This window comes from Rhodanobacter sp. UC4438_H5 (assembly GCF_052978405.1).
This window is the reverse complement of sequence record NZ_CM129672.1, coordinates 1,248,640-1,272,382: the sequence shown is the minus strand read 5'-3', so window position 1 is coordinate 1,272,382 and position 23,743 is coordinate 1,248,640. Positions and strand designations below refer to the sequence as shown.

The following is a 23,743-nucleotide window of genomic DNA, read 5'->3' as shown; positions in this document are numbered from 1 at the left end:
TCGGCGGTGTCCGGGCGACCCGTGCAGGGGCGCCGGCGCGACGGGTATCGGCCCCGCCGCGCGATCGTCGTGGGGGAAGGCGGCAGCGGGGGAGCAGGCTGCGGTCGTCACGGCGGTCGACGCGGCGGGGCCGAATGGTTCAGCGCAGGAAAGTTTCAGGGTTGGCCGGGGCGGGCGTGGCCAGGCCCTCGGCCAGCTTCACCAACTGCACGAAGCCGGCGCGGTAGCCGTCGGCATCCTGGCCGCGGGCACCGTTGGCGAGCTGCGCGATCTGGCGGTAGCCGTAGCCGTCCAGGTACTTGCCGCCGCGCAGGGCATCGGCGAACGCGGCCACCGCGGCGGCCCAGCGCAGCCGCTCGCTGGCTTCAGCCTCGGCCTGCGCGGCGATCGGCTGTTCGATCAGGCGGCTCGCCGACTGACCCGGCAACTTGTAGCGCAGGCGCAGGAAGCCGAGTTCATTGCCGTGGCCTTGCGGCTCGGCGCGGTCGCTGTAGCGCAGCGGATCGATCCGCGCGCCGGCAGAGCCGGCCGGGGTGATCTCGTAGATCGCGGTGACGTTGGCACCGGCGCCGATCTCGCCGGCGTCGACCTGGTCGTTGTTGAAATCCTCGCGCTTGAGCAGGCGCTTCTCGTAGCCGATCAGGCGGTACTCCTGCACCTGGGCGGGGTTGAACTCCAGCTGGATCTTCACGTCCCTGGCGATGGTCAGCAGCGTCGCGGACATCTCGTCCACCAGCACGCGACGGCCTTCGGCGAGGTTGTCGATGTAGTGGTGGCTGCCATTGCCCACGTCGGCCAGCATCACCGCCATCGCATCGTTGTAGTTGCCTTCGCCGAAGCCCAGCGTGGTCAGCGCCACGCCGCTCTTGCGATGGTCCTCGATGGTGGTTTTCAGGGCTTCCTCGTCGACCGTGCCCACGTTGAAGTCACCGTCGGTGCACAGGATTACCCGGTTTACACCGTCCTTGATGAAGCCTTGTCCGGCCTGCGCATAGGCCAACTCGATGCCGGCCCCGCCATTGGTGGAACCGCCGGCGCCGAGGCTGTCGATGGCGGCATCGATGGTGGCGTGCTGGTCGCCGGCAGTGGAAGGCAGGGCGACGCCGGCGGAACCGGCATAGGTGACGATCGCCACCCGGTCCTGCTTGCGCAGTTCGCGCACCAGCTGTTTCAGCGAAACCTTGAGCAGCGGCAGCTTGTCCGGCTCGTTCATCGAGCCGGAGGTATCGATCAGGAACACCAGGTTGGCGGCGGGGATCTGCGCCTTCGGCACGCGATAACCCTGGATGCCGACCAGCAACAGTTGCCGCTGTGCATTCCACGGCGCCGGCGCCAGTTCGGTGATGACGCTGAACGGCTGCGCGCGATTCGCCGGCGGCGCGTAGTGGTAATCGAAATAGTTGATGAACTCCTCCGCGCGCACCGCGTCGGCTGGCGGCAGGCGGCCGGCATTCAACATGCGCCGCACGTTGGTGTACGCGCCGGTGTCGACGTCGATGCTGAAGGTGGACACCGGGTGTTCGCTCACCAGCCGCACCGGATTGGCGTCGCGGTGGGTGTAGTTTTCGGTGTTGATGTCGCCGGGCAATGGCTGGTTCGGGGGCATGATGATCGACGCCATCGTCGGCATGGCGGGGGCCATGCGTTTGCCTGCTGCCAATGGCGCCGCGACCATCGGTGGCGGTGCGGGAGGCGAAGGCGGGGTTGCCCGGCGTTGCACATACGGCGGCGGTGGCAGTCGTGGCGGCGAGGGCAGTGTGGTGTCGTTCGCCGCCCTGGGTGCGGTTTCCTGCAACGGGCGGGTGGAAGGTGCCGGCGTGGTCCGGGCCGACTGGTCATTCTGCGTTGCCGCGGCGCTGGCGGCATGGCCGGTCTTGACCGGCTCGGCGGTTGGCCGGTGGCCGCAGCCGGCAAGCATCACCAGCAAGGCCATCAACACGCTGCGCCACAGGGTATTCGTTTTCATCGCGTCGGTTCTCCTCCGGGTGTGGAAGATGAAACGCAGCGCGAACGGAAAGGGGGTTGAGCCTGTGCCGCCTGAAACTCGCCGGACCGTCGCGGTAGCATGGCGGCCTTACGCACGCCCCTTCGGAACGACATGATCAACAACGACGTACTGCGCTCCATCCGCTACATGCTCGACTTGAGCGACGGCAAGGTGGTGGAGCTGATCCACCTGGCCGACGCCGCGGCGCCGGTGACGAAGGAAGAGGTGCAGGCGATGCTGAAGAAGGACGACGAGCCCGGCTACATCGAATGCAGCACCAAGCTGCTGGCGCTGTTTCTCGACGGACTGGTGTTCCACCGCCGCGGCAAGGACGAAAGCCGCCCGCCGCGCCCGCCGGAGAAGCGCGTCACCAACAACGTGGTACTGAAGAAGCTGCGCGTGGCGTTCGAACTCAAGGACGTGGACATGCACCAGATCCTCGAGTCCGCCGGTTTCCCCGTCTCCAAGCCGGAACTCAGCGCACTGTTTCGCCAGAGCGACCACAAGAACTTCAAGCTGTGCGGCGATCAGCTGCTGCGCAATTTCCTGAAAGGGTTGACAGTGCGGGTGCGCGGCAACGGCTGAGCACCGTTGCCAGCCGGCGCCGGGCTGGCTCCCAGGGCCCGAGGCACCGCAGCCCTCTGGAGTGCGGATGAGCGAGCGTATCCTCTACCACCGTTTCCCTCTGGCCGGCATCGACGCGATGACGGCATCCACGGCGCGCAGCTATCCGCGCCACACGCACGACCAGTACGGCATTGGTGTCCTCGACACCGGCGGACATGCATCGTCGAGCGGCCGGGGTCAGGTCGAAGCCGGGCCGGGCAGCCTGATTTTCGTGAACCCGGGCGAAGTCCATGACGGCCGCGCAATCCATGGACAGCCGCGGTCGTGGCGGATGTTGTATGTCGATCCCGAGCTGCTGGGCAACGTCCTGGACGATATCCACGGCGGCGCCCACATATCGCTGGCATTCGCCGCACCGGTATTCAAGGACGAGCGATTGCGCCGGCTTTTCGATGACATCTTCACCCATGTGCCTGCGGGCGGATCGAGCAATGCGATGGCCTGCGAGACGGCGCTCCTGCGCCTGGCTGCGGGCATGCAGGCCAATGCGGCGGGCGGCCGAATGGCGTCGCCGGGGCCGGTGGCTTCCATCCGCCAGGTCCGCGACAGGATCGATGACGACCCGGCCGCGCCGCTGATGCTGGCAAGCCTGGCCGACGAGGCCGGGCTCAGTCGCTACCAGTTGCTTCGCGGCTTTGCGCGCGAGCTGGGGCTGCCGCCGCATGCTTACATCTTGCAGCGGCGGGTCGCTCTGGCGCGCCGGCTCATTCGCAACGGCCATGCGCTGGCCGAGGCGGCGGCGATTGCCGGCTTTTTCGACCAGAGCCACCTGACCCGCTGTTTCACCCGGCAGTTCGGCGTTACGCCGAGCCGCTACGCCGCCGCCGGTTGATTCCGCGCCCGCACTTTTGTCCAAGACCGCCCGCGTCGGTGTCGTCAGGCTTGCACCCGTCCAACCGACAGGAGTGCGGCACATGCAGAACGCCATCATCGACCCCAACCAAGGCGAAGTTTTCCCGACAACTACCGAAGGCGTCGCGCCGGCGATCATCCGGCGCTGTCGCGACGACGAGCGCGCGACGATACTTGCGATCATCCAGGCCGCTGCCGAGGCGTACCGGGGCGTGATTCCCGACGACTGCTGGCACGAGCCATACATGACGTTGCGGGAGCTCGACGGCGAGATCGCCGCCGGGGTCGAATTCCGGGGTTATGAAATGGATGGCGCGCTGGTCGGCGTGATGGGTGTCCAGGCGGTGCGAGACGTCGACCTGATCCGCCACGCCTACGTCCTGCCTGGCCAGCAGGGCCGCGGCATCGGCGGGGAGCTGATCACGCACCTGCGCCGCAAGAGTGCGCGGCGCATGCTGGTGGGCACATGGTCCGCGGCCGACTGGGCGATCCGCTTCTATCAGCGGCACGGTTTCGAACCGGTGCCGACGGCGCAGGCGCCGAAGCTGCTGCGGGCCTACTGGAACATATCGGAACGACAGATCGAGGCATCGGTGGTACTCGCCGACGTTCGGCCTATTCCGGCTGGTACGCCCACACGGTTTCTTCGCTGCTGACGCTGCGGATGCGGCCCAGGCGGCGGATGAGGTGTTCCACCGAACGGGAGCGGGCGAGGGTCATGTCGCCGATGCGCATGGCGCTGGTGATCTCCACGGTGGCGGTCTTGCGGTCGTCGGAGAGTTTGATCGACTTGATCTCGAAGTCGTAATCCGGCTCCAGCAGGCCGCCGGTGCGTTCGCTCAGGGTCTTCATCCGGCGCAGGGTACGGGTGAGGTCCGCGCAGGCGCCGGCCTTGTCCTTGGCGCTCGGCGCGCGGGCCGAACCGCGGGCTGTCACGGTGGCCTGGTAGCTGTCGTCCAGCGCGTCGCACAGCGGCCTGGCGTCGAATCGCTGCAGCGCCGCGATCTGCGCCTGGTAGCTCTCGCGGATCGCGGTTTCGGTCATCCTGCGGCTGAGGTCGAAATACCAGATCGCCGCGGCGATCACGATGATCGCGAACACGATTTTCTTCATGCGATGTCCTCCCTGACCTGATGGATTGAGCTGCAGCGTTTGGGCGCCAACTGACCTGCTGCCCGTCAGGCGGGGCTGACGAAAGTCTGGTGACACACCGGTTGATCCCCTTGGCGCGCGGAACCGCGTCGCCGCCCTGTCGCGCATCGTAACTTCCTGCGCGCGACAGGGCCAGTTGCGCTAGCCGATCACCGGGCCGGGCGACGGCTGGCGGAAGTCCTGCGGCTCCAGGTCGCGGATGAGGCGGAACACGCCGGCGTGGATTTTGCGCGAGAGCACCACGTCCAGCACGGTGGTCTGGTGCGGGCCGAGGATGGCGAACAGGTCATCGGCGGCAATGCTGCGCGCCAGCGCGTGATGCACCAGGCCGCCGAGATCCTGCGGCGTGACGCTGGCACCGTAGGGCCGGTGGCTGGGCATGGCGGGGCGCAGTGTCTTGCGCGAGTTGTCCGGATGACTCACGCGATCGGCGCCCGCGAGCAGCGTGTGGTCGAGATACAGCGTGGTGGTGGCGCGATGGCGCGGGTTGACCTGGCGATCGAGCATGAAGCCCGGCGGCATCCGGTCGGGGCTGGCCTGCGGCCCGGCGGTGAGCAGGAAGCCGGCGCCGGCCAGCGCCTCGCCGCTGTCGTCGCTGATGCGCACGATCAGCTGGCTGCGCGGGTCGTGGATGTGCACGCGGGCGGGGAACGGGTCGGCCGGTTCCAGTTCCACCCGGTGCGCGTCGCGTGCGGCGTTCTCGGCGTCAAAGGCGTCGGCCAGGGTGGCGTAGTCGCCGCCGCTGCGCACCTGCAGGCAACGCAGGATGTCGGCCACGGTGGTCGGCGCTGCCTCGCGCAGGATGCCGTGTTCGCTGCCCGAGTGGGCGGCGTCGGCCACGATCTTGAAGGCGAAGCGCGGGCCGCGGGTCACCCTCAACGCCAGCTCGTCGATGCCGCCGACATCGCTTTTGCCATCCCGGCTCAGCACCGCGTGGCGCGCATTGAGATTGGCCGCGGCAATGCGCACCACGCCGTCGGAGCCGTCCTCGCCGGTATAGGGCACCAGGTAGTCGTACAGCGCGCGGTCGGGGCGATCGCCGGTCAGCACGAACTGATACAGGCCGGTGGTCGCGGGGTCCGCGCCGTGGATGGTGTCCAGGTTGAGGGCGAGCGAGGCCGGGCTGCCCAGCGTCAGCCAGTCGAGCAGGCGCTGGCCCGGTTCCACGCCGTGCCACCACGCCTTCAGCTTGCCGAGCACGCCCTTGCCCAACTGTGCCAATGCGGAACCGAAGTTCGCCGGCGCCAGCATCACCAAGTGGGTCAGGCGGATGGTGCTGTGGCGTCCGGGTTGCATGCGCTGCGCGCGCAACCACTCGCGCACCACCGGGCCGCCAAAGGAGTGCGTCACGCAGGCGAAGCTTGCGTCCTGCAGGTGCAGGTCGCGCAGGGCGTGGTCGAAGGCGCGCACCAGGTCGGCCATGGTTACCGCGTCGTCGAAGCTCACGTATTCGGATAGCCAGATGTCGGCCAGGGTCATCGCCAGGCCGCTGGCGGCCGCACGTTGCTGGAGGCGTTGCGGCATCTGTCCGTAGGTGGCGGTGCTGGTGACGCTCCAGCCGTGGACGAAGACGAGGGTGGTCATGGCGACGCCTGCGCGGCACGCGCCGATCGCGCGCGTCGATCATCCTCGCGCAGTTGTCGCCGTCACGAAAGCGCGCCTTGCGTGCGGCCTCGCATCGGTTAACCTGCGAGCCTTCGTGCTGTCGGCCCGACCATGCTGCTTTCGCTCATCGCTGCGTTGATCCTGTTCGCCTGGCTGGCGCTCTGGCGTCGCTGGCGTCGGCTGGGCGGCGGCGCCGCGCTACTGGCGGTGCTGCTGTTGCTGCTGGCCGGATGTGGCGTGTTGCCCCGGCTGTTGCTGCAACGCCTGCAGGCGCCGTATGCGCTGCGTCCGACGCTGGCATGGGCACCGCACAACGCGATCGTGTTGCTGACCGGCGGTTCGATCCATGTGCCGCAGGACAAGGTCGAACCGAGCATCGGCGCGTACGGACGGATCACCGAAGCGGCCGTGCTGTACCACGCCTGCCACGCGGCCGGGACCGATTGCAAATTGCTGGTCAGCGGCGGCGACCCGGAACGCATGGAAACGCCGCTGGCCGTCTCCTACGCCCGCGTGCTGCGCGGGCTCGGTGTGCCGGACGAGGATCTCATCCTGGAATCCCGCAGCAACAACACCTGGCAGAACGCGCAGTTCTCGCGTCCGCTGCTGGCCAGGCTCGACGCACCGAAGGTGTGGCTGGTCAGCTCCGCCTGGCACTTGCGTCGCAGCGTGCTGTACTTCGACCATTTCGGTATCGCAGCCACCCCGGTGCGCGCGGATTACCTGCACGCCAACCTGGGCCTGTGGCCCTCGGCGCAGAACCTGGTGCTGACCGACGTGGCCCTGCATGAGTACCTGGGCGTGCTGCGGTACCGCGTCTACAACGCGATGGGCTGGAACGCACCGGTCATGAAACCCTTGCGGTAGGGCGGGCAATGCCCGCCGGCCTCCGTCGCGGCCGTGCAGCGGGCGGCGACCTTCGTGTGGCGCAGGGCCCGGCATGGATCAGCCTTCGCGCATCACCATCAGGCGGATCTCGGTCATGTCCTCGATCGCGTAGCGCAGGCCTTCGCGACCCAGGCCGGACAGCTTGACGCCGCCGTAGGGCATGTTGTCGACGCGGAAGCTGGGGATGTCGTTGATGATGACGCCGCCTTGCTCAAGCTCGTTCCAGGCACGCATGGCGTGGTCCAGATCGTTGGTGAAGATTCCGGCCTGCAGGCCGTAGTCCGAGTCGTTGACCATGCCGATCGCCTGGTCGAACTTGTCGAACGGAGCGAGCAGCGCGAACGGGCCGAACGCTTCCATGCGGTTCGCCTTGGCATCGGCGGGCACGTTCTCCATCAGCGTGGCGTCGAGCATGTTGCCCTCGCGCTTGCCACCACAGAGGATCCTGCCGCCGGCCTGTTTCGCTTCCAGAATCCAGCCGTGCAGGCGTTCGGCGGCCGCCTCGTCGATCATCGGGCCGAGGAATACCTCCTTGTCGCGCGGGTCGCCGGCCTTGAGCTTCTTCGTGGCGGCGACCAGCTTGCGCTTCAGCGCGTCGTAGACATCTGCGTGGGCGTAGATGCGCTGCACGCCGATGCAGCTCTGTCCGGACTGGTAGAACGCGCCAAACACCAGCCGCTGCACCACGCGATCGAGCTGCGCGCCCTGGTCGGCGTCGACGATGCAGGCGGCATTGCCGCCCAGTTCCAGCACTACCTTCTTGCGTCCGGCGCGTGCCTTCAGTGCCCAGCCGATCTGGCCGCCGGTGAACGAGAGCAGCTTGAAGCGCTCGTCCTCGACCAGCGGTGCGGCATGGTCGCCGTCCAGCGGCAGGATCGAGAACGCGCCCTTCGGCAGATCGGTCTCGGCCAGCACCTCGCCGATGATCAGCGCGCCGATCGGGGTCTTCTCCGACGGTTTCAGCACGAACGGGCAGCCGGCGGCGATCGCCGGCGCCACCTTGTGCGCCACCAGGTTCAGCGGAAAGTTGAACGGCGTGATGAATGACACCGGCCCCAGCGGCACGCGCTTGGTGTAGCCGTGATAGCCGTCCAGACGGCTGGCCAGTTCCAGGTTGATCGTTTCGCCGTTGATGCGCACGGCTTCTTCGGCAGCGATGCGGAAGGTCTCGATCAGCCTGGTCACCTCGCCGGCTGCATCCTTGATTGGCTTGCCGGCCTCGATGCACAGCGCCTCGGCCAGTTCGTCGCGGCGCTCGGCGAAGCGCTGCGCGCAATGCTGCAGCACGGCCTGGCGCGCCCACGGCTTGAACTCGCGCATCGGTTTGGCCGCCTTCACCGTGGCGGCGATCGCCTGCTCGGTGGCCTTCGCGTCCGGTACCGCGACGCGGGTGGCGAGCTTGCCGTTGTACTTGTCGCGCACGTCGAGCATGGCCTTCGACGTCTGCGGCCGGTTGGCAAGGTAGTACGGGTAGGTCTTGTTCAACATGGCGCTTGCCTGCGGTTGCGATCCGGCAAGGATAGGGCGTGGTGTTGTTCAGGGGTCGTGAGCTGCTGTCGTCTGCCAGTGGGTGAACCTGGTTTCGCGCTGGCCGCGACGGCCACACGGGCATGATGTCGAGGCTCTCCCGGCGGCGACACAAGGCTGCATGGCCATGCGCCAGCTTGCCGAACATCAATTCACGCCGGCCGCCGCCCCGTCCATGAACAGCCCGATCACCATGTCGAACTCTTGCCGCAGGTCGAGGCCCGGCTCGCTGAGCCAGCGCATCAGGGCACCCAGGTAGAGGTAGTGGAAATAGATGCCCAGTTGTTCGGAGCGATGCTGCGGCGCCAGTTCGCCGCGATCCTGGGCGGCTTCGATCAGCATCACCCAGAGCGGAAGCAGGCCGCGATCTTCCTTCGGCCTGGCGCCCGGGTCGAAATTGGCGAACTTGTAGCGGATGTAGGGCAACAGGATATCGGCGTGCTGTTCGCACCAGTGCGCCGATTCGTGCAGCAGTGCCGTGGCGCCGGCGCGGAAGCCGGCACGTTCGTGCAGGCTGAAGTCGCGTGTTGCGAGGTCTTTCGAGAGGGAAGCTTCCAGCGTGTGTTCCAGCAGAGCTTCTTTGGCCGGAAAGTATTTGTACAGGGTGCGCTTGGATACGCCGGCCTGGGCGGCGACCTGCTCCATGGTCACCTGGGCATAGCCGTGCGATGCGAACAATTGGCGCGCAACGAGGCCCATGTGTTCGGGCAACTCGGCCCGGCTTGATGGCCGGGGACGCGGACGGGAAGATGGCATGGCTCAGACACTCGGTGGCATGTAAAGTATACGCCGTTTACTTTACATGGGAGCGTGACATGAAGCTCGTACTTCTGACCTGCGGCACCGAGGGCGATACGCGTCCGCTGGCCGCGCTGGGTCATGCCCTGTGCAAAGCGGGCCATGAGGTGGTTCTGCTGGGCGACGCGCGAACCCTGGGCACGGCGCATGCGCTCGGGATTCCAGCCACGCCGCTCTCCGGCGACATCCGCGAGCTGTTTGCCGACTGGGGACAACAAGGGCCGCGCGGCACGGCCAAGGCCATGGTGGCATTGACCAACAAGCACACGGCTGCGTGGATGCGGGAGACGCTGGCCGCGGCGGAAGGTTGCGACGCCATCGTGACGTCGGGCCTGGCCGGCTTCGTCGGGCTTTCGGTGGCCGAGCGCCTCGAGGTTCCCGCCGCCATCGCGGGGATGATCCCGCTTACGCCGTCGCGCGAGTTTGCTTCGCCCTTCTTGCCGCCGGCCTGGGTCCCCGCCTGGTTGAACCGGGCCAGCCTCGCGTTCACCAACAAGCTGTTCTGGCTGGCTTTCAAGCAGGCGCTCAACCGTGCACGGGCGGAGGTGCTGGCCCTGCCGCCGCGGAAAACCGTGTGGAAGGATCTGCCCATGCTCTACGGCATCTCGCCGACGCTGCTGCCATCGCCCAAGGACTGGCCGGCGAATGCCACGCTGTGTGGCCAGTGGCTGCCGCCCATGGGTGAAAGCTACACGCCACCTCCGGCTCTGGCGGCGTTCCTTGCCGCCGGCACCGCGCCGGTCTATGTGGGCTTTGGCAGCATGACCGGCATCGACATGGCTGCCATGCTCGGTGCGGTGATCGCGGCGCTGGACGGGCGACGTGCCGTGTTCTGGCCGGGGTGGAACGGGATGGGCGACGTGCGTCTGCCGGACAATGTCCTGTGCATCGACGCCACCCCGCACGATTGGCTGTTTCCACGGATGGCTGCGGTGATCCACCACGGCGGATCGGGAACCACCCACTCGGCCCTGCGGGCAGGCAAACCCTCCATCGTCATGCCGTTCGCCGGGGATCAGGCGTTCTGGGCGGATCGCCTTCGTCGGCTGGGCGTGGCGCCGGCGGCACTCCCGGCGGCAAGCCCGGACACTGCGGCGCTTGCTGCAGCCCTCGATTTTGTCGCGCGGGAAACCGTCGTCGCGCGTGCGGCCGAGCTTGGCCGACGCATGGCCAGCGAAGACGGCCTCGCCGCGGCGGTCGCCGCTATCGAAGGGGTGCTTGGGAGGTAGGCGGCGCGGATGTCGGTTGCTACGCGATCCCTGCGTCGGCTCCGACCCACGCGTTTGCACAGCTTCAATGCCTTCTGTTTTCGCCATCTTGGCCGCGTTTCAGACCGCGGCTGCCTCGATGATCGAGATGCCGGCCCCGATATCCAGCTCCCGCTGCAGCGCAAAGCCCGCGGCGAGAGCGGGGTGACGTACTCCTGCCGCGTGCGTTGCTTTCCGCCGAGCAGTACCAGCATGTGGATGTCCGGCATCTTGGCCCAGTCCGGGCATCGGAGACCATGGCTTCCATCAGGAACAACCTGGCACCGGGGTCGGCGGTGCGACGTATCACCCGCAGCGGGAGTTCGCCATCGACCAGGGATGCGCAGTCGCGCATTCTTTCCGTCGTTCGGCATCGTCTGGAGCAGCTTCGGTGCAAGCAATCCCTGCGTGTACGATACGGCCCATGGTGCCGTGCTTGCCATCAGAATCGAGTGGCAGCATTTTCAATATGGGTGCTGCGCAGCCACTTCACGACAACTCAGGAAAAGGACGTTCCCCTGGTAAAGGTTCATGTCTGGCTGGCGGACAACGAGCACATCGGACACGCAGCCCTGACCATCGGAAGCGAATACGTCAGTTTCTGGCCTGACGGAGGCGCGGAAAAAAAGGATTTGAAGACCAAACGGAGTCAGCCCGGCATGCTGATGCAAAGCCTTCAGCAGGATATTTACAACGAGGGCAACCGGCAGCCGGTGACCGTGGAACTTCCCCTGCTGGACGAGGCTGCCGTGCTCCGATTCATCATCAACCTTCAGAAGGACACACCGCGCTATCAGATCGCGCGGAACAACTGCTCACACGTCGTCGCGCTCGCTTTGATCGAAGGTGCGAAGCGAGGCCCTTCGTTCACCCCGCACGCAGGCGAGTACAACCGATTCGGTCGCGTGTTGGGTTGGGGTATCTGGACGCCGGCCCAAGTGCTCAAATTCGCCAGAGAGCTGCAGCAATCTTGAAGATCATCTACACCCCTGCGTACAACATCGACTTCGGTCTGCTCAATCGGCTGCATCCGTTCGATGGCAGGAAGTACGCCAAGGTTGCCGAGAGCCTCCACGCACTGACCGGTGTCGAGATGGCAGAACCGCTGGCGCCTGTCGATGAAGCGACAGTCCAAACCTTCGTCGGTTCGATCTTCGGAAACCTGCTGTCGAGCAAACGCTACATTCTGCAGGCACTCGAGCTTCCATGGATTCCCTTGCTGCCGTTCTCGATGATCGATCGGCGTATCCTGACGCCGATGCGCTGGGCGGTGAGCGGCACGCTCACAGCGGCACGCGCGGCGCTACGCGAAGGCGGGCATGTCTGGAACCTGTCCGGTGGCTATCACCACGCCAGCCGCAACGCAGCCGAGGGCTTCTGTGTCTACAACGACATCGGCATCACGGTGGAACAGTTGCGAGGCGACAACACGCTGGGCACCGAAGACCGGATTCTGATCGTCGATATCGACGCCCATCACGGCAACGGCAACGCGCATGTGTTCATGGACGACAAGCGAGTGGATATTCTGGATATTTACAACGACACCATCTATCCACGCGACGGCTTCACTCGACAGCGGGTCGACATCGACCTTCCTCTGCGCAACGCCGTGTCCGGTGACGAATATCTGGCCCGGTTGCGCAGCGGGCTGGGCGAGGTGATCGGTGGGCACGCGTTGGCTTTCGTGGTGGCCGGAACCGATGTGCTGGCTAGCGATCCACTCGGCGGCATGCGTCTTTCCGTGGCCGATTGCGTCGAACGCGACGCGCTCGTGCTGGATCGACTCTCGTCGCTTGGCACCTCGGCAGTGTTCGTCGGTGGCGGCGGCTACGGCAAGGAGAGTGCCGCGGCCATGGCTGCGAGCATCAGCAATCTTGTTCGGCGGTAGCAAGAGCAGCAAACGCAGAATCAAGTTTGCTCATCCGCGAGGTTTCGTGGCATCACACTCCTCCACCCGCAACCCCAACTCACCATCCGCCAGTCGTGCGCGCAGCGCCGTGCCAGCCTCGACGCCCTGCGTCGAGCGCAGCACCTTGCCGGCCTCGTCGAACAGAATGGCGTAGCCACGTTCCAGCGTGGCCAATGGGCTGACCGTATGCAGAGCGCGCGCGGCTTGCTGCAGGGTGAGGCGGTCGCGTTCCAGACGACGCTCGATGGCGTGGCGCAGGCGCTGGGTGAGTTCGCCGAGGCGATGGCGCAGCAGGGGTAACCGCTGCTGCGGGTGTTGCCCGAGCAAGCGGGACCGCGCGCGGTCGAGCTGCGACTGGCGGCGTTGCTGCTGTTCGCGCATTGCCCCGAGGAGGCGACGGTGGAGATGGACCAGCCGCTCGCGATCGCGTTGCAGCCGCGCCTGCGGCCGCTGCGCCTGCAATCGCGCCAGCAGATGGTCGACGCGTTGCGCGTTCCCCTGCATGCGTCGTTGCTGCAGGGTAGCCAGGCGCTGCTGCAGTTGCCGCAGGTGGCGATCGACCGCCACCGCGTCGGGCACCAGCAGTTCGGCGGCGGCCGAGGGTGTGGGCGCGCGCAGGTCGGCGACGAAGTCGGCGATGCTGAAATCGATCTCGTGGCCCACCGCGGAAACCACCGGCACCGCGCTGGCGTGGATCGCCCGTGCCACCGCTTCGTCGTTGAATGCCCACAGGTCTTCCAGGGAGCCGCCGCCGCGGGTCAGCAGCAGCACGTCGTAGCGTGCGCTGGCCGATGCCTTGCGCAGCATCGCCACGATCGCCGGCGGCGCCTCGCGGCCCTGTACCGGCACCGGCAAGATCTCGACATCAGCCAATGGCCAGCGCCGTGACAGCACGCTCAGCACGTCGCGGATCGCCGCGCCGGTGGCCGAGGTGATCACGCCGATCCGGCGCGCGTAGCGGGGCAGGGCACGCTTGCGCGCCGGGTCGAACAGGCCTTCGGCGTCGAGCCGGGCCTTGAGCTGCTCGAACTCGCGCTGCAACGCGCCTTCGCCGGCCGGTTCCATGTATTCGGCGACCAGCTGGAACTCGCCGCGCGGTTCGTACAGGCCGACCTTGGCGCGCAGCAGCACCTGCATGCCGTCGACCGGGCGAAAGCGCAGCACGGAGGCTTTCATCTTGAACATCGCGCAGCGCACCTGCGCGCCGCTGTCCTTCAAGGTGAAGTACAGGTGGCCCGAGGCCGGCTTCGCCACGTTGGACAGCTCGCCTTCGATCCACACCTGCGGCAGCGCGTCGCCCAGCAGGTCGCGAACCAGCCGGTTGAGCGAGCTGGGGGTCAGCACGTGGCGGGGGGTGTCGGGGACGGACATGGGGCGAAGAGCCTAGCATGCCGCTACGGTGAAGTCGTGAAAAAACATCCGCTTGGGAGGTGAATCAGAACAAATGTCTCATGTGTCGTGGCCGGCCCCGCGGGCGTCGGCTTCGCGCGCCGTGCGCTGGCGGCGGCGCAGGCGCCAGCCGCGGATGCCCAGGTTCAGCGCGAACCAGGCGCACAGCACGGCGACCGGCCAGCCGATCCAGGCCGGCCACAGTGCCGCGATCACGCCCAGCACCAGGAGCGCCGCGGTGGCCAGGAACAACGGCCTGGCCGAGGTCGCACCGAGCACGCGGCGATGGCCAAGCGCGGCACCGACGCTGTTGGCCAGGCGCAACGCACCCGCCGCGGCACGCCCGGAGCTGCCGCCGCCATGGCGCACGCGCGGTCGCGCCTGGCTGGTGCGTACTTTCTCGGCATGGCCGCGGCGATGGTGCGGCGCCAGCACGATTTCGGTGGCGTTTTCCAGGTCGTGCTCGTACTGGGCGGCGAGCTTGCCGGCGAACGTGGCGTCCTCGATCGCCACGTCCAGCTCCTGGTTGCCCAGCCAACTGGCGAGGTTGAGGTTGGATGAGCCCACCCGCGCCCATTGCCCGTCGGCCACCGCGGTCTTGGCGTGCAGCATCGAGCCGTTCCATTCGAACACGCGGATGCCGGCTTTCAGCAGTGGCCGGTAGCCCGCGCGGGACATGTTGGCCACGGCCGGGATGTCACTGCTGCCGGGTACCAGCAGGCGCACGTCGACGCCATCGCGGGCGGCCGCCACCAGTGCCTGCACGTAGGGTGCGATGCCCACGAAATAGGCGTCGGTGAGCCACAGCGTGCGGGTGGCCAGCGAGGCGATCAGCTGGTCGAGCCGATACATGCCGGCGGTGGAGGGCTGGGTGGCGATCAGGCGCAGTGCGACGTCACCGGCGGGTGTGGTCGGCTCGGCCGCGCTCGGGAATTCGCGCAGCGGCGTGCCGGTGGCGCTCCAGCTTTGCGCGAATGCCGCTTCCAGCTCGGTCACCACCGGGCCGCGCAAGGCGACGCCGGTATCGCGCCACGGCGGCACGTCGCGCGCGGGGTTGCCCAGCCATCTGGCGCTGATGCACACGCCGGAAAGGAAGCCGGTCACGCCATCGACCACCAGCGACTTGCGGTGGTCGCGGCTCAGCCAGCCGAAGGTCTGCCCCAGCTGCAGCGGGTTGTACACGCGCACTTCGCCACCGGCCGCGCGCAGCGGTGCCCAGAAGCCGCTGCGCGACTGGCCCAGGCAGCCGACCCAGTCGACCACTACGGCCACGAACACGCCGGCCTGCGCGCGCTCGACCAGCGCATCGCGGAATTCGCGGCCCACCACGTCGTCGCGCACCATGTAGTTTTCCAGCAGCACCCGCTGGCGCGCGCCGCGGATCGCTTCCAGCCACGCGGCATAGTTGGCTGCCGCATCGATCAGCAGGTCCACCGCGTTGCCGCTGAGCAACGGTGCCCCGGCAGCGCGGCTCAGCGCTTGCTGCGCCAGCAGGCGACTGGACGAGGACGACGACGGCGACAAGGGGTCGGGCATGCATCGAGTGTAGGCGATGGGGATGTCGATGCGCCGTGGCGGCGGCTTCTGGCATGATCGGAGGATGCCCGCCAAGCCGCGCCACAGCGACACCGACGCTTGCGCCCACGACCTCGCCGATGCGCTGGGGCCGGATCTGCGCATCGCCGCGCCGCTGGGCCTGGGCAAGCCGCACGGCCTGCTCAACGCGTTGTACCGGCTCACCGCCGGCGACCCGACGCGTTCGATGCGCCTGTACACCGCGCTGTCGCTGACCCGGCCGCAGCCGAAGGCGGGGCTGCAGCGGCGCTTCCTGCTGCCGTTCCTCGATCGCCATTTCGGCGCCGACGCGGTCGACCCGCAGTACGCCCTGGACGAGGCGCGCGATGCCTTGCCGCCAAACGTCGTGGTGCACGAGTTCTACCTGCAGAGTGGCGCGCTGCTGCATTCGGGCAGTGCGCAGCGCAACTACATCAGCCAGAACTACACCCATGTGGCGCGCGACCTGGCGTTGCAGGACATCAACCTGCTGGTGCAACTGGTCGCACGCCGCGAAACCGCCGAGGGTGTGCGCTACAGCCTCTCGTGCAACCCCGACCTGACCCTGGATTTCCTGCGCCAGTTGCAGCTGGCAGGCGCACGCCGGCCGCTGTGCGTGGCGGTGGTGCATCCCGACCTGCCGTGGCTGGGCGGTGATGCCGAGGTGCCGGCGGATTACTTCGACGTGGAGCTGCAGCCGGAATCCTCGCCGCGCCTGTTCGCGCTGCCGCGGTTGCCGATCGACCTGGCCGAATATGCGATCGGCCTGCACGCCAGCAGCCTGGTGCGCGACGGCGGCTGCCTGCAGATCGGCATCGGCGCGTTGTCCGACGCCCTGGTCAAGGCCTTGCTGCTGCGCCAGCAGCAGAACACCGCCTGGCGCTGCATGCTGGTGGCGCTGGACCCGGCCGGCAGCACCCATGCGCAGGCAGGCGCGCTCGGTGGCCTTGCACCATTGGGGACCGGCTTGTACGGCGCCAGCGAGATGGTGATGGACGGCTTCATGCACCTGCAGCGCGGCGGCATCCTGAAGCGGCGCAGCTGGGACAACCTTGCGCTGGAGCGCGCCTCGCTGTCCGGCCGGCTGAATCCGGGCACGCCCGGCGGTCATTACCTGCGCGGCGCATTCTTCCTCGGTTCGCGCGACCTGTACGAATGGCTGGCCGCCACCGAGGCGAGCGACCCGGACGCGATCGACATGTGCGCGGTGTCCAACGTCAACCAGCTGTACGGCGACCAACAGGCATTGGCCACGCTGCAGCGACGCGACGCGCGTTTCTTCAACACCTGCATGATGGCGACCCTGCTCGGTGCGGCGGTGTCCGATACGCTGGAGGACGGCGCGGTGGTCAGCGGCGTCGGCGGCCAGTACAACTTCGTGGCGATGGCGCACGAGCTGCCGGGCGCGCGCTCGGTGCTGCTGCTGCGCGCCACCCGCCGCCATCGCGGCGGCATCGAGAGCACGATCCGCTGGAGCTACGGCCAGACCACGATCCCGCGCCACCTGCGCGACATCGTGGTCACCGAATACGGCGTCGCCGACTTGCGCGGCAAGAGCGACAGCGAATGCATCGAGGCGATGCTGTCGATCTGCGATGCGCGCTTTCTGGACGCGCTGTGCGCGGAGGCGAAATCGCGCGGCAAGCTGGCGGCGGATTTCGCCATACCCGATGCCTGGCGCCGGCACCAGCCCGATGCACTGCACGAATCGCTGATGCCATTCCGGCGCAAGGGCCAACTGCCGGTGTTCCCCTTCGGCAGCGATTTCGACGAGGTCGAACAGCGCCTGTTGCCGGCGCTGGAATGGCTGCAGTCGCGCAGCAGTCGCTGGCGCGGCCGCTGGCAAGTGCTGCGCGCCGCGGTGCGTCCCGGCGAGGCGATGGAGGATGAAGGCGCAGCCTTGGCGCGCATGGGCCTGGATGCGCCCAAGGGCCTGCCCGAGCGCATCCAGCGCCGTCTGCTGCAAGCCGCGCTGCGCCGGCGATCGACGTAGGGCGGGCACGGCCCGCCGGCTTTTGTCGTCGGCGCCGTGCAAGGCCGGCGGGCCATGCCCGCCCTACGCCTGGACGCGTCGCACCCGTGGGCGACGCTCTTGAGCTTTTGCGAATCCCGAATCCCGAATCCCGAATCCCGAATCCCGAATCCCGAATCCCGAATCCCGAATCCCGATTCCCGATTCCCGATTCCCGATTCCCGGCGAGCGGGCTCCTACGGGGGCGTGGGTGGATTCTCGGGCTCTTCGGCCGGCGCGGGCTGATCGTCCATCAGCGGCAGCACGCCGGGGCTGTCGAGGTCGTCGAATTGCTGGTGGTTCACGGCCCAGAAAAAAAGCGCCACGGCCACGCCGATCACCACCAGGGTGACAGGGATCAGCACCAGCAGGACGTTCATGCCGCCGCCTCGGCGGTGCGGTCGGCGCGGCCGGGGTTGGCGTCGTGCGCGTGTTCGCGGCCGACGCGCATGGCGTTGAGCACCACCATCAGCGAGCTCAGCGACATGCCGATGGCGGCCAGCCACGGCGACACCAGGCCGAACGCCGCGAACGGCACGGCGAACAGGTTGTAGCCCAGCGCCCAGCGGCGGCTTTGCGCGATCACCTGCTGCATCTGCACGGCGATCGCGTGCGCGTGCAGCAGGCCTTGCAGGCGGCCGTCGAGCAGCAGCAGGTCGGCCTGGGCCTGGGTCAGGTCGGTGCCGCTGGACAGCGCGGCGGAGACGTCGGCGGCCGCCAGCAGCGGGGCGTCGTTGCTGCCGTCGCCGACGGCGAGCACGCGGTGGCCGTCGGCTTGCAGGGATTGCAGCAGGGCCAGCTTGTCGGCCGGCAGCTGCCGCGCATGCCAGTCGTCGATGCCGAGCCGGGTGGCCAGCGCGGCGACGCGATCGGCGCTGTCGCCGCTGGCCATGCACACGTCGATGCCGTCCTCGCGCAGCCGTGCCAGCGTGGCGGCGGCATCCTCGCGCGGGCGTTCCTGAAAGCCGAAGCGGGCCAGCGCGCCGTGCTGGTCGGCCAGCACCATGGCCGCGCTGGCCAGCCGCGGATCGTAATGCGCGTCGCCCAGCGCGTAGCGGGCGCGGCCCAATCGCAGCGCGCGGTCGCCGACGTGGCCTTCGATACCTGCGGCCAGGTGCACGCGCACGTCCTGTGCCGCCGGTGTGACGCCGCGCGGGCGCGCCGCGGCGCTCAGCGCGCGGGCCAGCGGATGCGAGCTGGCGCGGGCCAGCGCCAGGGCCCAGGCCAACACCTGCTCGCGGCTGTCGCCGCGCAGCGGTTCAACCGCCTCGTCATCCAGGTGCGGCGTGGAGAGTGTGCCGGTCTTGTCGAACAGGGCACGGTCGACGCCGGCAAGTGCGAGCAGGGCGCTGCCATCGGTGACCAGCACGTGGCGGTGGGCAAGCCGGCCCAGCGCCCGGGTCAGCGTCACCGGCACGGTCAGCGCGAAGGCGCAGGGGCAAGCCACCACCAGCACGGCGATGGCCGCGTCGAACGCGCGTGAGGGGTCGACCAGCAGCCAGCCCAGCGCGGTCACCACGGTAAGCACCAGCACCCGGCGCACGAAGCGGGTGACTTCGCGATCGCTGCCGGCGATTCGCGCGCGGGCCTGGCGCGCGCGCGCGGCCAGCGCGCCGAGCCGCGCCACGCTGGTCTGCGCGCCGCCATGTTCCACGCGCAGCTGCGCCGGCCCGGTCAGCAGCACGCTGCCGGCCACCAGACGCTCGCCGCGCTGGCGCCGTTGCGGGCGCGATTCGCCGGAGAGCAGCGCTTCGTCCACCTCGACCACGGCGCTTTCCAGCACGCCATCGGCCGGCACGGTGCCCCCGTCGTCGATGTGCACGCAGTCGCCGCTGGCGAGGGTCATCGCGGGCACGGTTTCCAGTTCGCCATCGGCACGGCGGCGCTGCGCCAGCAGCGGCGTGGCATCCAGCAAGGCATCGCCGCCGGCGTCGCCGCGATGGCGCGAGCGCAGTTCGATGTAGCGCCCGACCAGGAGCAGGAACACGAACATGCTGACCGAATCGAAATACACCTCGCCGCTGCCGCGCAGCGTGTTGATCACGCTGGCCGCGAACACCAGCGCGATTGCCAGCGCCACCGGCAGGTTGATGCCGAGGCGGCGGCCGCGCAGTTCCTCTGCGGCGCCGCGGAAGAACGACTGCGCCGAATAGGCCACCAGCGGGATGGTGGTCAGCAGGCCAAGCCAGCGGAACAGGTTGCGCGTGCTGAAATCGACGAAGTCGACCACGCCGAGGTAGATCACCAGGGCGTAGCTCATCACCTGCATCGCGCACATGCCGGCCACCAGCATGCGCTTCAGCGCATCGTGCATCTCGGCGGCGCGGACGTCTTCCACTTCGTCCAGGCGCAGCGGGCGCGCCTGACAGCCGGCGGCGGCGAAGTTCTCCAGCAGGGTGGGCAGGGTGGTGCGCCGGGTGTCCCAGACCACCCGCATGCGCCGCGCGGCGCGGTCGACGCTGACCCGGCGCACGCCGGCAAGCGCATTGATGCGCTGCTCCAGCCAGAGCAGCCGGCGGGGATCGTCCAGCGCCTCGACGCGCAGGGCGATCTCGCTCAATCCGTCGCGTCGCTCGCGCAGCACCTGGGCGGCGAGCCGGGGATCGGCCCATGTCGCCGCGCTGTTCATGGCTTGCGCGAGGGAGGGGCGGTGGATGGCGGTGGCGCGCTGTGCGAGGCGACCGGCACCCCGAATACCGCGTGCGAGCTGGTGGTCAGCGGCGTGTCGGCGTAGCGGACGCTGACCACGATGAGCCATGCGCAGCCGGCCAGCGAGGCGACGAAGATGAATGCTCCGAGCCACAGCACCGGCTGGCGATACCAGGCCGATGCCGTGCGGACGCCGATGTCATGGCTGGTCTTCATCGACCGGGTGCGACAGGTGGTAGACGTAGGCGGCGATGACGTGGATCTGGTCTTCGCTCAGCCGCGTGCTCCACGACGGCATGTGGCCCTGGCGACCGTTGCCGATGGTCTGCTCGATATCGGCCGGGGTGCCGCCGTACAGCCAGACGTGGTCGGTGAGGTTCGGCGCACCCAGCGCCGGGTTGCCCTTGCCCTCGGCGCCGTGGCAGGCGGCGCAGGTGGAGAACAGCGGCTTGGCGGCTGCCGCCTTGGCCGCGTCGTGCGGGGCGCCGGACAGGCTCAGCACGTACTGGGCGAGGTTTTTCACGTTGTCCGCGCCCAGGCTCGCCCATGGCGGCATCACGCCGCTGCGACCGTCGTGGATCGAGGTGGTGATGTCCTTGCCGGTGCCGCCGTACAGCCAGTCGCCGTCGGTGAGGTTGGGTGCGCCGACCAGGATGTTGCCCTTGCCGCTGCGCTGGTGGCAGGCGGCGCAGTTGTCCTCGAACAGCACCTTGCCCATCTGCTGCGCCTGCGGGTCGCCGGCCAGCTGCTCCACCGTGTACAGGCGGAAGCGGTCCAGCAGCGGGTCCAGCCTGGCCTCGTTGGCGGCCACTTCACGTGCCAGCTGGCCGTGCGAAGTCCAGCCCAGCGCGCCCTTGTGGTTGCCGAAGCCGGGGAACAGGAACAGATAGATGAATGCCGCGGCGAACATCGCGCCGGAAAACACGATCCACCACCGGGGCAGGTTCTTGAGGCCTTCCAGGATGGTGCCGTGCGCCCACACGTGGCCGGTGGTGCCGTCGGGCCGGGTCGGGATCTTTGCCCGCGGCGCCCACAGGTACAGCGCGAAGGTGATGCCCAGGTTGAGCACCACCAGGAACATGACCCACAACGACCAGCCGCTGCTCATGGGCGATCCTCCTTGGCGTCGACATCGCTGTCGGGTAGTTCGTCTTGTTCGAGCGGCAGGCGCGCCATGCGGTCGAACGTGGATTTGTGGCGCTTGCGCCAGGCCCAGATCCAGATGCCGATGAAGGTCACCAGCATCAGGATGATGAATACCCCTGCAACGTGGCCCCAGACCGGGCTCATCGGCGTCATGGCGTGGCTCCCGCGACGCCGTCGGTGGTCGCCGGCTTGGCTGCCGGCGGGGCCGGCTCGTTGGCGATGCCCAGGCCCTGCAGGTAGGCGATCAGCGCGTCCATCTCGGTCTTGCCCTTGACCGCCTCGGGCGCCGCCGCGATCTGCGCGTCGGTGTACGGGTCGCCCAGCTTGCGCAGCGTGCGCATGCGCGCCTGCACGTCCTCGGCACTGATCGTGTTGTGCGCCAGCCACGGGTAGGCGGGCATGTTCGACTGCGGCACCACCTGGCGCGGGTCCATCAGGTGCAGGCGCTGCCATTCGTCGGAATACTTGCCACCCACGCGCGCCAGGTCCGGCCCGGTGCGCTTGGAGCCCCACTGGAACGGGCGGTCGTAGACCGACTCCTCGGCGGTGGAGAAATGGCCATAGCGCTCGGTCTCGAAACGCAGCGCGCGGATCATCTGCGAGTGGCACAGGTAGCAGCCCTCGCGCACGTAGACGTCCTTGCCGATCAGGCGCAGCGGCTCGTACGGATGCACGCCCGGCGGCGCCTTCACCGAATGCGCCTCCATGAACAGCGGGGTGATCTCGGCCAACCCGCCCAGCGAGACCATGATCGCGATGCCGATGCCGAGCAGGCCGGCGTGCTTCTCGATCGCTTCGAAATGTTTGTAGGCCATCTGGAATCTTCCTCAACCCGCGGCAGGCAGGGGCGCGGGCACCTGGTGCGGCACCGGCTCGGGGATCGGCACCGGGATCGGCTTGATCAGGCGGGCGCGGGCGTCGGCGGCGGTGTACCACAGGTTCCACGCCATCACCCACATGCCGGACAGGATGAACACGCCGCCGGCCCAGCGGATCAGGTACATCGGCTTGATCGCCAGCAGGCTGTCGAGGAAGCCGTAGGTCAGCGCGCCGTCGGGGTTGGTGGCGCGCCACATCAGGCCCTCGGTGACGCCAGCCGTCCACATCGAGCCGACGTACAGCAGGGTGCCGATGATGTGCAGCCAGAAGTGCAGCTCCATGCCCTTGCGCGAATGCATTTCCGGCCGCCCCAGCGCGCGCGGCGCCATCGCGTAGAGCGAGCCGATGGTGATCATCGCCACCCAGCCCAGCGAGCCCGAATGCACGTGGGCGATGGTCCAGTCGGTGTAGTGCGACAGCGAGTTCACCGTCTTGATCGCCATCATCGACCCTTCGAAGGTCGAGGCGCCGTAGAACACCAGCGACAACACCATGAACTTGGCCGCCGGGTCGGTGCGCAGGCGGTGCCACACGCCGTTGAAGGTGAGCAGGCCGTTGGCCGCCGAACCCAGGCTCGGCATCAGCAGCACCAGCGAGAACGCCATGCCGACCGACTGCACCCAGTCGGGCAGGGCGGTGTACATCAGGTGGTGCGCGCCGGCCCACATGTAGACCGAGATCAGCGCCCAGAAATTGACGATCGAGAAGCGGTAGCTCCACAGCGGCTGCTTGGCCTGCCGCGGCACGAAGTAGTACATCATGCCGAGGAAGCCGGCGGTGAGGAAGAACGCCACCGCGTTGTGGCCGTACCACCACTGCACCATCGCGTCGACCACGCCGGAATAGATCGAGTACGACTTGGTCAGCGAGACCGGGATGGCCAGGTTGTTGACGATGTGCAGCAGGCCCACGGCGATGATGAACGCGCCGTAGTACCAGTTGGCCACGTAGATGTGCTTGATGCGCCGGCGCGCCAGCGAGCCGAAGAACACCACGCCGAAGCTCACCCACACCACCGCGATCAGGATGTCGATGAACCATTCCGGCTCGGCGTATTCCTTGCTCTGGGTCAGCCCCAGCGGCATCGTGGTCATCGCCAGCACGCAGACCAGTTGCCAGCCCCAGAAAGTGAAGGCGGCCAGCTTCCTGAAAGCCAGCCGCGCGTGGCCGGTGCGCTGCACCACGTAATAGCAGGTGCCCATCAGCGCCGAGCCGCCGAACGCGAAGATCACGCCGAAGGTGTGGTCGGGCCGGATGCGGCTGAAGGTCAGCCACGGCACGTTGAAATTGAGCACCGGCCACATCAGTTCGGCGGCGGCATAGACGCCGACGGACATGCCGATGATGCCCCATACGGCGGCCGCGAGCAGGAACTGGCGGACGACCTTGTCGTTGTAGTATTCGGTGTTCGGCATCGGCTTTTCCGGCTGGACAGCGGGGCATTTTGGCGGCAAGCATGCGGCGAAGTGCTGACCTCGATCAAGCAACTGCGGCATTCCGTCCACGTCATCGCGGCGGAG

General features: G+C 68.0%; 23 protein-coding genes. 9 read left to right on the top strand and 14 right to left on the bottom strand.

All coding sequences use genetic code 11. The features are described 5' to 3' along the window. Positions 1 to 139: 139 nt before the first annotated feature. Positions 140 to 1,606: a vWA domain-containing protein gene (locus ACVCL9_RS05885; protein ID WP_447098769.1), complete on the bottom strand. Its 1,467-nt coding sequence runs from the start codon at positions 1,604 to 1,606 to the stop codon at positions 140 to 142. Here ACVCL9_RS05885 and ACVCL9_RS05880 point away from each other — a divergent pair. The 4 genes from ACVCL9_RS05880 to ACVCL9_RS05865 all read left to right on the top strand — a co-directional run bounded on the left by ACVCL9_RS05880 (position 1,605) and on the right by ACVCL9_RS05865 (position 4,122). Next, positions 1,605 to 2,102, top strand: coding sequence for a hypothetical protein (locus tag ACVCL9_RS05880; protein ID WP_447098770.1), 498 nt, complete (start codon positions 1,605 to 1,607; stop codon positions 2,100 to 2,102). The two genes, ACVCL9_RS05885 and ACVCL9_RS05880, sit on opposite strands and share 2 nt — an antisense overlap. Beyond that, on the top strand, positions 2,099 to 2,572 hold the full coding sequence (locus tag ACVCL9_RS05875) for a DUF1456 family protein (protein WP_447098771.1): 474 nt from the start codon (positions 2,099 to 2,101) through the stop codon (positions 2,570 to 2,572). Before ACVCL9_RS05880 ends, ACVCL9_RS05875 begins: the two co-directional genes overlap by 4 nt. Before the next feature lie 67 nt (positions 2,573 to 2,639). Continuing rightward, complete coding sequence (locus ACVCL9_RS05870; RefSeq protein WP_447098772.1) at positions 2,640 to 3,446, top strand: AraC family transcriptional regulator; 807 nt, start codon at positions 2,640 to 2,642, stop codon at positions 3,444 to 3,446. A gap of 82 nt (positions 3,447 to 3,528) precedes the next feature. Further along, positions 3,529 to 4,122, top strand: a complete 594-nt coding sequence (locus tag ACVCL9_RS05865; protein ID WP_447098773.1) for a GNAT family N-acetyltransferase — start codon at positions 3,529 to 3,531, stop codon at positions 4,120 to 4,122. On the opposite strand, the gene ACVCL9_RS05860 is transcribed toward ACVCL9_RS05865, so the two are convergent. Both ACVCL9_RS05860 and ACVCL9_RS05855 read right to left on the bottom strand, forming a co-directional pair. After that, complete coding sequence (locus tag ACVCL9_RS05860) at positions 4,082 to 4,579, bottom strand: hypothetical protein (protein ID WP_447098774.1); 498 nt, start codon at positions 4,577 to 4,579, stop codon at positions 4,082 to 4,084. The genes ACVCL9_RS05865 and ACVCL9_RS05860 overlap by 41 nt on opposite strands. A gap of 180 nt (positions 4,580 to 4,759) precedes the next feature. Next, positions 4,760 to 6,202 (bottom strand): phospholipase, encoded by a 1,443-nt coding sequence (locus ACVCL9_RS05855; protein ID WP_447098775.1) that lies wholly within the window; start codon positions 6,200 to 6,202, stop codon positions 4,760 to 4,762. Positions 6,203 to 6,334: 132 nt separating this feature from the next. Here ACVCL9_RS05855 and ACVCL9_RS05850 point away from each other — a divergent pair, with 132 nt between their 5' ends. After that, on the top strand, positions 6,335 to 7,090 hold the full coding sequence (locus ACVCL9_RS05850; RefSeq protein ID WP_447098776.1) for a YdcF family protein: 756 nt from the start codon (positions 6,335 to 6,337) through the stop codon (positions 7,088 to 7,090). A gap of 78 nt (positions 7,091 to 7,168) precedes the next feature. On the opposite strand, the gene ACVCL9_RS05845 is transcribed toward ACVCL9_RS05850, so the two are convergent. Both ACVCL9_RS05845 and ACVCL9_RS05840 read right to left on the bottom strand, forming a co-directional pair. Beyond that, entirely contained in the window at positions 7,169 to 8,599 is a 1,431-nt protein-coding gene (locus ACVCL9_RS05845) for an aldehyde dehydrogenase family protein (protein WP_447098777.1), read from the bottom strand. A gap of 186 nt (positions 8,600 to 8,785) precedes the next feature. Continuing rightward, positions 8,786 to 9,337: a TetR/AcrR family transcriptional regulator gene (locus tag ACVCL9_RS05840; RefSeq protein ID WP_447098778.1), complete on the bottom strand. Its 552-nt coding sequence runs from the start codon at positions 9,335 to 9,337 to the stop codon at positions 8,786 to 8,788. A 116-nt stretch (positions 9,338 to 9,453) separates the two neighbouring features. On the opposite strand from ACVCL9_RS05840, the gene ACVCL9_RS05835 reads away from it, so the two are divergent. The 3 genes from ACVCL9_RS05835 (at position 9,454) to ACVCL9_RS05825 (ending at position 12,574) form a co-directional block, all read left to right on the top strand. Then, positions 9,454 to 10,665 carry a glycosyltransferase gene (locus tag ACVCL9_RS05835; RefSeq protein ID WP_447098779.1) on the top strand — a complete coding sequence of 404 codons (1,212 nt, stop codon included), beginning with the start codon at positions 9,454 to 9,456 and terminating at the stop codon, positions 10,663 to 10,665. Positions 10,666 to 11,135: 470 nt separating this feature from the next. Beyond that, positions 11,136 to 11,657 carry a hypothetical protein gene (locus tag ACVCL9_RS05830; protein ID WP_447098780.1) on the top strand — a complete coding sequence of 174 codons (522 nt, stop codon included), beginning with the start codon at positions 11,136 to 11,138 and terminating at the stop codon, positions 11,655 to 11,657. Further along, complete coding sequence (locus ACVCL9_RS05825; protein ID WP_447098781.1) at positions 11,654 to 12,574, top strand: histone deacetylase family protein; 921 nt, start codon at positions 11,654 to 11,656, stop codon at positions 12,572 to 12,574. The genes ACVCL9_RS05830 and ACVCL9_RS05825 overlap by 4 nt, the downstream gene beginning before the upstream one ends. A 30-nt stretch (positions 12,575 to 12,604) precedes the next feature. Here ACVCL9_RS05825 and xseA read toward each other — a convergent pair whose 3' ends face one another. Then, positions 12,605 to 13,966 carry an exodeoxyribonuclease VII large subunit gene (gene xseA, locus ACVCL9_RS05820; protein WP_447098782.1) on the bottom strand — a complete coding sequence of 454 codons (1,362 nt, stop codon included), beginning with the start codon at positions 13,964 to 13,966 and terminating at the stop codon, positions 12,605 to 12,607. Between the two features lie 78 nt (positions 13,967 to 14,044). Next, positions 14,045 to 15,520, bottom strand: coding sequence for a phospholipase D-like domain-containing protein (locus ACVCL9_RS05815; protein WP_447098783.1), 1,476 nt, complete (start codon positions 15,518 to 15,520; stop codon positions 14,045 to 14,047). A 64-nt stretch (positions 15,521 to 15,584) separates the two neighbouring features. On the opposite strand from ACVCL9_RS05815, the gene ACVCL9_RS05810 reads away from it, so the two are divergent. Further along, positions 15,585 to 17,531: an acetyl-CoA hydrolase/transferase C-terminal domain-containing protein gene (locus tag ACVCL9_RS05810; RefSeq protein WP_447098784.1), complete on the top strand. Its 1,947-nt coding sequence runs from the start codon at positions 15,585 to 15,587 to the stop codon at positions 17,529 to 17,531. A 215-nt stretch (positions 17,532 to 17,746) separates the two neighbouring features. Here the strand turns inward: ACVCL9_RS05810 and ccoS are convergent, their stop codons facing one another. The 7 genes from ccoS to ccoN are packed head-to-tail and all read right to left on the bottom strand — an operon-like array spanning position 17,747 to position 23,638. Next, complete coding sequence (gene ccoS, locus ACVCL9_RS05805) at positions 17,747 to 17,929, bottom strand: cbb3-type cytochrome oxidase assembly protein CcoS (RefSeq protein ID WP_395118752.1); 183 nt, start codon at positions 17,927 to 17,929, stop codon at positions 17,747 to 17,749. Continuing rightward, positions 17,926 to 20,178, bottom strand: coding sequence for a heavy metal translocating P-type ATPase (locus ACVCL9_RS05800; protein ID WP_447098785.1), 2,253 nt, complete (start codon positions 20,176 to 20,178; stop codon positions 17,926 to 17,928). Before ACVCL9_RS05800 ends, ccoS begins: the two co-directional genes overlap by 4 nt. Then, positions 20,175 to 20,414 carry a hypothetical protein gene (locus ACVCL9_RS05795; RefSeq protein ID WP_447098786.1) on the bottom strand — a complete coding sequence of 80 codons (240 nt, stop codon included), beginning with the start codon at positions 20,412 to 20,414 and terminating at the stop codon, positions 20,175 to 20,177. Before ACVCL9_RS05795 ends, ACVCL9_RS05800 begins: the two co-directional genes overlap by 4 nt. Further along, positions 20,398 to 21,306, bottom strand: a complete 909-nt coding sequence (gene ccoP, locus ACVCL9_RS05790) for a cytochrome-c oxidase, cbb3-type subunit III (protein WP_447098787.1) — start codon at positions 21,304 to 21,306, stop codon at positions 20,398 to 20,400. Before ccoP ends, ACVCL9_RS05795 begins: the two co-directional genes overlap by 17 nt. Continuing rightward, positions 21,303 to 21,497 carry a cbb3-type cytochrome oxidase subunit 3 gene (locus ACVCL9_RS05785; protein WP_447098788.1) on the bottom strand — a complete coding sequence of 65 codons (195 nt, stop codon included), beginning with the start codon at positions 21,495 to 21,497 and terminating at the stop codon, positions 21,303 to 21,305. Before ACVCL9_RS05785 ends, ccoP begins: the two co-directional genes overlap by 4 nt. Continuing rightward, positions 21,494 to 22,159 carry a cytochrome-c oxidase, cbb3-type subunit II gene (gene ccoO / locus ACVCL9_RS05780; RefSeq protein WP_447098789.1) on the bottom strand — a complete coding sequence of 222 codons (666 nt, stop codon included), beginning with the start codon at positions 22,157 to 22,159 and terminating at the stop codon, positions 21,494 to 21,496. Before ccoO ends, ACVCL9_RS05785 begins: the two co-directional genes overlap by 4 nt. Before the next feature lie 12 nt (positions 22,160 to 22,171). Next, positions 22,172 to 23,638, bottom strand: coding sequence for a cytochrome-c oxidase, cbb3-type subunit I (ccoN, locus tag ACVCL9_RS05775; protein ID WP_447098790.1), 1,467 nt, complete (start codon positions 23,636 to 23,638; stop codon positions 22,172 to 22,174). Positions 23,639 to 23,743: the final 105 nt, after the last annotated feature.

Coding starts and splice junctions, on each gene's coding strand:
- ACVCL9_RS05880 (WP_447098770.1), top strand. CDS start 1,605: ATGATGATCGACGCCATCGTCGGCATGGCGGGGGCCATGCGTTTGCCT.
- ACVCL9_RS05885 (WP_447098769.1), bottom strand. CDS start 1,606: ATGCCCCCGAACCAGCCATTGCCCGGCGACATCAACACCGAAAACTAC.
- ACVCL9_RS05875 (WP_447098771.1), top strand. CDS start 2,099: ATGATCAACAACGACGTACTGCGCTCCATCCGCTACATGCTCGACTTG.
- ACVCL9_RS05870 (WP_447098772.1), top strand. CDS start 2,640: ATGAGCGAGCGTATCCTCTACCACCGTTTCCCTCTGGCCGGCATCGAC.
- ACVCL9_RS05865 (WP_447098773.1), top strand. CDS start 3,529: ATGCAGAACGCCATCATCGACCCCAACCAAGGCGAAGTTTTCCCGACA.
- ACVCL9_RS05860 (WP_447098774.1), bottom strand. CDS start 4,579: ATGAAGAAAATCGTGTTCGCGATCATCGTGATCGCCGCGGCGATCTGG.
- ACVCL9_RS05855 (WP_447098775.1), bottom strand. CDS start 6,202: ATGACCACCCTCGTCTTCGTCCACGGCTGGAGCGTCACCAGCACCGCC.
- ACVCL9_RS05850 (WP_447098776.1), top strand. CDS start 6,335: ATGCTGCTTTCGCTCATCGCTGCGTTGATCCTGTTCGCCTGGCTGGCG.
- ACVCL9_RS05845 (WP_447098777.1), bottom strand. CDS start 8,599: ATGTTGAACAAGACCTACCCGTACTACCTTGCCAACCGGCCGCAGACG.
- ACVCL9_RS05840 (WP_447098778.1), bottom strand. CDS start 9,337: ATGGGCCTCGTTGCGCGCCAATTGTTCGCATCGCACGGCTATGCCCAG.
- ACVCL9_RS05835 (WP_447098779.1), top strand. CDS start 9,454: ATGAAGCTCGTACTTCTGACCTGCGGCACCGAGGGCGATACGCGTCCG.
- xseA (WP_447098782.1), bottom strand. CDS start 13,966: ATGTCCGTCCCCGACACCCCCCGCCACGTGCTGACCCCCAGCTCGCTC.
- ACVCL9_RS05815 (WP_447098783.1), bottom strand. CDS start 15,520: ATGCCCGACCCCTTGTCGCCGTCGTCGTCCTCGTCCAGTCGCCTGCTG.
- ACVCL9_RS05810 (WP_447098784.1), top strand. CDS start 15,585: ATGCCCGCCAAGCCGCGCCACAGCGACACCGACGCTTGCGCCCACGAC.
- ccoS (WP_395118752.1), bottom strand. CDS start 17,929: ATGAACGTCCTGCTGGTGCTGATCCCTGTCACCCTGGTGGTGATCGGC.
- ACVCL9_RS05800 (WP_447098785.1), bottom strand. CDS start 20,178: ATGAACAGCGCGGCGACATGGGCCGATCCCCGGCTCGCCGCCCAGGTG.
- ACVCL9_RS05795 (WP_447098786.1), bottom strand. CDS start 20,414: ATGAAGACCAGCCATGACATCGGCGTCCGCACGGCATCGGCCTGGTAT.
- ccoP (WP_447098787.1), bottom strand. CDS start 21,306: ATGAGCAGCGGCTGGTCGTTGTGGGTCATGTTCCTGGTGGTGCTCAAC.
- ACVCL9_RS05785 (WP_447098788.1), bottom strand. CDS start 21,497: ATGACGCCGATGAGCCCGGTCTGGGGCCACGTTGCAGGGGTATTCATC.
- ccoO (WP_447098789.1), bottom strand. CDS start 22,159: ATGGCCTACAAACATTTCGAAGCGATCGAGAAGCACGCCGGCCTGCTC.
- ccoN (WP_447098790.1), bottom strand. CDS start 23,638: ATGCCGAACACCGAATACTACAACGACAAGGTCGTCCGCCAGTTCCTG.